Origin of the sequence: Mesorhizobium sp. M7A.F.Ca.CA.004.12.1.1, assembly GCF_003997835.1 — a bacterium.
GTDB lineage: Bacteria > Pseudomonadota > Alphaproteobacteria > Rhizobiales > Rhizobiaceae > Mesorhizobium.
Genome location: NZ_RZRK01000320.1, coordinates 1 through 6,563 on the forward strand (window position 1 = coordinate 1; position 6,563 = coordinate 6,563).

Sequence of the window (6,563 nt, forward strand, 5' to 3'; positions counted from 1 at the left end):
GTCTACAACCTCGCCTCCAAGGAAGATCACATCGCGCCGGCGCTTTCGGTGTTCCTCGGTTCGAAATATTTCGGCGGCACGGTCGAGTATGTGATGGCCGGGTCGGGCCATATCGCAGGGGTCGTCAATCCGCCGGCATCCAACAAATACCAGTACTGGACCGGGGGTACGCCGACGGGCGACTTCAGCCAGTGGATAGCCAATGCCACCGACCATCCAGGATCCTGGTGGCCGCACTGGCAAGACTGGATAGAGGCCAAGGACAACACCCGCGTGCCTGCCCGCAAACCGGGCAAGCATATGAAAACCTTGGGTGATGCTCCCGGCACCTATGTGAAAGTACGTGTGTAACGGACTGTAATGTGTGGTGAGTTGACGGACCGCCAAAAGCGGGCGAAATGGTGTCGTCAACCATCAAGCGGCCGTAATTCGACAATCACCGCAAAAATACTTCCAGGCTTGCGGATTTGACACAGGTCTCGTTTCCGGATCGGAGACAAAGGTCACCTTGGCATCGACGCATGCGTGTGGCGCCAAGGATATACCGACCGGACATCGAGGGGGAATTTGACTTTGAAATCAGCAGGATGGAGCCTCGCAAAGGGAGAACGCCGCGCCATTGTGGCAGCGCTCTGCTCCTTGCTTCTGGCCTCCTGCACTTCGGCTGGCGACCCGACAATGTCGGTCGGAATGCCCGGTTACAATGCCACCGCATCGGATATGAATGCTGCCTCAAGTGGCAAGTCGGCCGCTGTCGCCGATTCGTCCGAGGTCACGACCGAGCAGACGACCGTGATGACGGCGAGCGATACGGCGCTGCCTGAAAAAGTCGCCTACGTGCCTATGTCCAAACCGGGAGCTGCCTTTCCGCTGACCACGCCGGCGGGCGCCGAAACCATCGTTGGAAACACGCCGCAATCGCTGACGCAGCAGGCACAGACCGCGCCGCAAACCGACGCGGTCGCCCAGCAGATTGCCGCGGTCGACGGCGACGTGGCGGCGCCGAAGCCCGCTGCCGCTCCGGCCATGAACAACCCGGTCTATGTGACGGCTGGCGAGATGCCGCAGGCCGAAGCACCAAAGAAGAAAGGCTTCCTCGCCTCGATGTTTGGCGCAACGCCAGCCTCGGCGACACCAGCCCCCATCATCAGCAACGCCCGGACGGGCGAGCAGCCCCCGGCGCAGGCAAAAGCGACGCCAGCAGCGGCAAAGCCGATCATCACGCTGGCCTCGGCCAATTCCACGGCCAAGCCGGTGCAACTGGCTTCGCTCGGCGACGATAGCAATCACATCACGGGTAGCGACGCCCTGCCCGGCGTGCGCCAGACGGCCCTGTTCGAGATCAAGCGCAAGTCCGGCCTCGACGACGAAAGCGACGTCGACCTCAACGAGGATGAGGGGCCAATCGGCGGCTCCTATCAGGTTGCGTCAGCCGCCGGCATGGCCCGGTTGGCGCCCAACGGGCTGCTCAAGCAGAACGAGAGCGTCGATGTGGCCTGCCTGAAGCCGTCGCTGGTGCGCGTGCTGAAGACGATCGAAGGCCACTACGGCCGCAAGATGACGGTGACGTCGGGCTATCGCGACCCGGCCCGCAACCGGCGCGCCAACGGGGCCAAGAATTCGCTGCACATGTATTGCGCCGCCGCCGATATCCAGGTTCCCGGCGTTTCGAAATGGGAACTGGCGAGCTACATCAGAAGCATGCCCGGCCGCGGCGGCGTCGGCACGTACTGCCACACAGAATCGGTTCACGTCGACGTCGGCCCCGAGCGCGACTGGAACTGGCGCTGCCGCCGGCGCAGCGGCGGTGACGGCTAGTCTAGCAGACGGTCTTAGGCCTATTAGCAGCCAAGATCGTACCGGTGACCATTCTGAGCATTCGGGATTAGCCGAAGCCTCCCACAAACTTCGTCATCCTAGGGCGAAGTAGGGCGAGGCTCCGTCGCGGAGACCCTGGGATGACGAAACGATGGGTGTCGCCGCTAATTATCAAAGCCTGCCAACCCTCGGGAAATCGTTGATTTGGCTGGCCCGGAAAAAAGTTGTCCAAGGTGGCACCTGACGGGTTGCCGGTTGCGCACAACACCAGTATAAGCCGCTTCGTCTGAGCGCGCCCATCGTCTAGCGGTTAGGACACCGCCCTTTCACGGCGGTAACAGGGGTTCGATTCCCCTTGGGCGTACCAGAAAAATAATGCGTTTAGCGCAAACCTCCCTCCCAATGTGGCCAATTTCGCCTGGCTCTCTGCCGCGGTCTTCAACTGACGCGCAGTCTTCCGCGATCACACCATAGGCTAACGCGGCCACACAGGTCATAATCCTGCTACAAAGTGGTCGATTCCTCAGGGATGTAGCCGCTCCAAGAGCCCGCCGCAGGTCGCCCCCGTGGCGGGCTTTTCATTACACGGTCGAGTTGGGTTCTCGGGCACCGCGACAATGAGAAAGCCCCGCAGTGGTAAGCCCGCATTTATTGCCTGGTTTCCCGGCTTTAAACAGCTGACTGCGAGGTGTACGGATTCGGGCAAAAAAGCCGGATACTACCTGATTAAGGCGAGCCACCACGGTCAAAGAGTGGGTGTTGCAACCCCCTCGAGCGCAATGATCCTGGTGTTGGCGCAACGCTTCCGGATTTCAATAAGGCGGGCGTATTCCGCCGAATTGTACCAGCCCATCAACGACGTCATGTCGGGGAATTCGATAATAACCAAACGGTGTGGCTCCCAATCGCCCTCCAAGACTTTGGTCGCACCGCCACGACCTAGATATCTCCCACCATAACGCTCCTCGGTGGCTGGCACATCCCGCCGGTATTCCTCGAACGCGGCAGCGTTCTTTACGTCTACATCCGCTATCAGATAAGCGGCCATTTGCGCTTCCTCCTTCTCGACGGCGCCCGACCGTTACGCTCCGGTCGCGGGGGCGACGCCCGCCGGTCAAGACGCCCCTCTTCAGCGCTTCACCGGCAACCGCCGATGCGAAGTCAAAAGCCTGTTATAATCCACGGATTGGCGTCGTATCCGAGGCGCGGCTCTGCTTTTGCGCCGCTATCTCCCGATTTGGCGGTTCCGGTGAAACCACAGTCCAGATTTGGTGCGGACTTCTTGGCTGACGGGTTGGTGGAACATAAAGCGGCGGCGTCACTGACCGCCGCCTTCTTTTCCTTGGCAACAGCGACACCAGCCGCAGCGAAAACGACAGCCGCGCAAAATACAGCCACTCTCATTGGAACCCCCACATTGCACCCGACGGATGGTCGGACATGACCTAGCGTCACCTTAATATTAGCACTACGAAATATATTATCTAGCCCCGTGCCATCAAAAGCAGGCTGAGTGCCAAGCTTGCATCGTGACCGCCAAAACCGGTGCCGATCTGGACACCAGCCGGCATGAGTCGCATTCTGCTCGTGGAGAAAGACGTGGATCGACAAAACACAGGGGCTGATCAGGCCAAACGCTGGCGGGACCGGGCCCTGCGCAGTCGCCGGAGGCGTCTGTCACACAACATTGTGTCGTGGGCGCTGATCCTCAATGGCGATAACCATTCTCGGTGGTCTGATCGCGCTCAAGGCGTACAAGTAAGCAGAGCCCCAGCGCGCGAGGCTATCAGGCCGCAGCCTAGCCGCTGCCAAGCAGCGGCACGGTAACGGTTGTCGCGTAGTTGATCGGGAAGGAACTGAAGTAGGGGAAGTCGATGACGAAGGCATAGGCCGCGGTCAGATGCGCCATGCGGAAGCCGCCGCTCACGGGGTCGATGGCGATGGTGACGTTCACGTCCTTGAACCCCAAGGCCTGCAATTTCTGCGTGGCGATCGATTGAATATCGGCCTGGGTCAGCGTGTTCTTAAGCTGCAGCGAGCGCGCAGACGTCTCCAGCGTATAGCGAACACTGGAGACCGAGTGCATCGACCAGCCAAAGGCGAATATTCCGAACAGCAGCATGACAAGGAAGGGCGCGATCAGCGCGAACTCCAGCCCGGCCCCGCCCGATCGATCCCGCCGGAACGCGCTTACCCTAGCGGACACGGATCGTCTCCTGGTGACCGATTACAGTGGAAGTGGCAAATGGGCCGAAGGCAATTGGCGGCACCCAGGTGCCCGATGCCTGTATCTGGACATAGACCGCCGGCACCTTCGGCCCACTGCACATGGTGGACGCGTCGACCACCGTCGCCCCGCACATACGGATGCGGCTTAGCGTGACCTGGCCGTCTTCCGGCCGATTTTCCCAACTCGCAATGGCAAGGGCCTGGGTCGCCGCATCATCGGTCGATCCGCTCATGACCAGGTTCGCGGCGGTCTTCACACCGGCGCGCATCGACAGTGAACTCGTTACGTAGGACCAGCCGTCCAGAATACCAAGCAGCACCAGGCACAGAATGGGCAGCACCATCGCGAACTCGACCGCCGCAACGCCCGAATCATCACCAAGGATCGGCATCGATGGGCGCCCCACGGAGCTACTCGGACAGTGCCACGGACCGCGCGGCTGGAATGTTGGGCACTCCGAGGCTCGAGCAATCCTGATTGATGGTTGAGTTACCGGACCATTGGATCGTATTGGCGACGACCCTGGTGCAGCCGCCATTGCCCGAGAAGTTGCCAAGATAGTTCACTTGCTGCTTGGGGAAGTAGATGGCCCCGGTCAAAAGCGAGTCCGCTGTGCCGTTGAATGTGCTGGATGCGATCATGCCGGTCCTGTCGCCGTAGAACAGAACGCCTGAGTAGGTGCCCGAAGTCGACGCGCTGAGCTTCACGGACGCATTGCCATTCATGCTGACGGTCGAACTGCCCGACATGAAGATGGTCACCCCGCTGCCGGTGATGGCTGCGTTGGCGTTTATCTTGAAACTGCCCTGGACGACATAGACGCCGGGCGAAAGCGTGACATTGCCCTTCAGGTTCATGCCGCTGCAATAGGTGCCTGGACCGAGCGTCGCCTTGTTGTCGTTCTGGCAGGGGGTCGCGGCCACCGGGGCCGGCAGGTCGACAAAGGGATCGCCGGCAGGCAGTGCCTGGGTGATCGGGACCGCGCAGACGGTGGTGACGGGGTTGCTGAGAGAGACACCGCCTGCCGATATCAGGCAATCGGCCTGCAGGCCGGCCGAGCCCTGAACCTTGATGGCGTCCGAGGCGATCGAATTGGACATGACCGAGCAGCCGTTGAGCTTGACGCTGGTGCTGCCGGAAAACAGCGCCGCCTGCGAAGCGGACGGATCGAGCGCGAGCATGCAAGCACTCGAAGCATCGGTAATGACGGCCACCGCCCTTGCCTGTTCGGGGACCTTGTCTTGCGTGAAGATCAGGGTGAACATCCGGTCGAGCTGCTGGCCGACGATCACCTCGACCGCTTTTTTCGCCGTATTCGGGCCGGAGGCCGGCGGCGTGTTGACGACGATCGTGCCCGAGCCCAGTCCGTTCGACGCCGCGGACTGGGTCGCGGCCGCGACGATCGTCGGCTTGTCGGAACCCGAGATCTGTTCGAGCGCACCGGCATAGGCGGCTGCATCGGCCGTCGCCTGTAACCTCAGGCTGTTGTAGTACCAATAGGAGGTCTCGACGCCGAAGCCCGCAGCGCCGACAACGACCGGCAAGGTCAGAGCAAAAATGGTAGCGACGTTTGCGCCCGTGCTCCGGCGCATGGCGTCCATTACAAGCCGAACACGGGTGAAGCTACTCAAGGCCATGGTTTAAATTAGAAAGCACGCATAAATGAACGAATGGCTAAAAAGTTCGTTGCATTTTTGAGCAGTGGTCCATTGGCTTCAAAAAAGAAGTGTTTCGCTGGCTGACCAACGCGCAAGCGCGTCGATGTCTCAGAGTGGGCCGCCCCTCAAGGCCGGCGGGAAATTGCCGGATTCGCAGCCGAGACCGCGCGAACAACGACCGGGTCTCCGAAAAACACACCGGAGTAAACGTATTTACAAATTACTGTTCCATGTGTGGAGGATGGAGGTTCAGGATTTGCTTCAAGCGGAAAGAATTGGCATCGACTCCGCGACCGTATCAGCCAACATCTCTCGCTGCACGGCCAGGAAAAACCTGCGCACTTCATCGCTGGCTGCTGTTCTGTCCCTGCCGGAGCCGACCACAAGATCGAGCAACTCCGACGCCTTGGCTCTCCAGAACGAGGTGGCGGTCTCGCCATGCAGATTGCCGAGCTTGGCGGCAACCTCCCTGACCAAGAATACCTGACGGTCGATCGGGAATGCACGGACTTTTTCTGGGGACATCTTCCAAACCATGAGACTGACGCAACGAATCAACCATTGCCAACAAGCAAAGGCGTAGCCGGGAAGATGGAAACGGAAGCTTAACAGGGCGGACCTTGGTGCGGTGCTGTCGTCGGGACGAAACGCGCGCAACGGCGCGCTCACGACATTGCCGCGTGCGTTCAAATACGATCGCCGGTGTTTTAATCGGGCAACGAACAGGGCACAGCCCTCAGGCCTGGAGCGCCCTCGCCTCACCGCCGCGCTTGCGCGGCGTCATCATGTCCCTGGCCATCAGTCCACTGGCGCGGCAAAACGCCATGAACGCCCGGCAGGCATCCTCGGTCTTGACC

Annotated in this window: 7 protein-coding genes, 1 tRNA gene and 2 pseudogenes; 3 read left to right on the top strand and 7 right to left on the bottom strand. The window is 60.7% G+C overall.

Features of this window, described 5'->3' with window-relative positions; genetic code table 11:
* From EN984_RS17855 to EN984_RS17865, 3 genes and pseudogenes are all read left to right on the top strand, one after another.
* Nucleotides 1–351 (top strand): annotated as a pseudogene (locus tag EN984_RS17855) (alpha/beta hydrolase); the annotation flags it as partial.
* A 216-nt stretch (nucleotides 352–567) separates the two neighbouring features.
* Nucleotides 568–1,818: a YcbK family protein gene (locus tag EN984_RS17860; protein ID WP_127272637.1), complete on the top strand. Its 1,251-nt coding sequence runs from the start codon at nucleotides 568–570 to the stop codon at nucleotides 1,816–1,818.
* Between the two features lie 292 nt (nucleotides 1,819–2,110).
* Nucleotides 2,111–2,185, top strand: a tRNA-Glu gene (locus EN984_RS17865).
* A 378-nt stretch (nucleotides 2,186–2,563) separates the two neighbouring features.
* On the opposite strand, the gene EN984_RS17870 is transcribed toward EN984_RS17865, so the two are convergent.
* The 7 genes and pseudogenes from EN984_RS17870 to EN984_RS39500 all read right to left on the bottom strand — a co-directional run.
* The gene (locus tag EN984_RS17870; protein WP_127270084.1) at nucleotides 2,564–2,866 is read right to left on the bottom strand and encodes a DUF1330 domain-containing protein; all 303 of its coding nucleotides are present in this window, start codon (nucleotides 2,864–2,866) and stop codon (nucleotides 2,564–2,566) included.
* Between the two features lie 113 nt (nucleotides 2,867–2,979).
* Complete coding sequence (locus tag EN984_RS17875; protein ID WP_127270086.1) at nucleotides 2,980–3,222, bottom strand: hypothetical protein; 243 nt, start codon at nucleotides 3,220–3,222, stop codon at nucleotides 2,980–2,982.
* 394 nt (nucleotides 3,223–3,616) lie between these two features.
* Nucleotides 3,617–4,024, bottom strand: a complete 408-nt coding sequence (locus tag EN984_RS17885) for a TadE/TadG family type IV pilus assembly protein (protein ID WP_127270088.1) — start codon at nucleotides 4,022–4,024, stop codon at nucleotides 3,617–3,619.
* A complete protein-coding gene (locus tag EN984_RS17890) occupies nucleotides 4,014–4,439 on the bottom strand; it encodes a TadE/TadG family type IV pilus assembly protein (RefSeq protein WP_127270090.1) in 426 nt (141 codons plus the stop codon). The genes EN984_RS17885 and EN984_RS17890 overlap by 11 nt, the downstream gene beginning before the upstream one ends.
* Nucleotides 4,440–4,458: 19 nt before the next feature.
* A complete protein-coding gene (locus EN984_RS17895) occupies nucleotides 4,459–5,685 on the bottom strand; it encodes a pilus assembly protein TadG-related protein (RefSeq protein ID WP_164748677.1) in 1,227 nt (408 codons plus the stop codon).
* Between the two features lie 282 nt (nucleotides 5,686–5,967).
* Entirely contained in the window at nucleotides 5,968–6,396 is a 429-nt protein-coding gene (locus EN984_RS38850; protein ID WP_236382794.1) for a DUF6074 family protein, read from the bottom strand.
* 46 nt (nucleotides 6,397–6,442) lie between these two features.
* A pseudogene (locus EN984_RS39500) lies at nucleotides 6,443–6,563 on the bottom strand (DUF982 domain-containing protein); the annotation flags it as partial.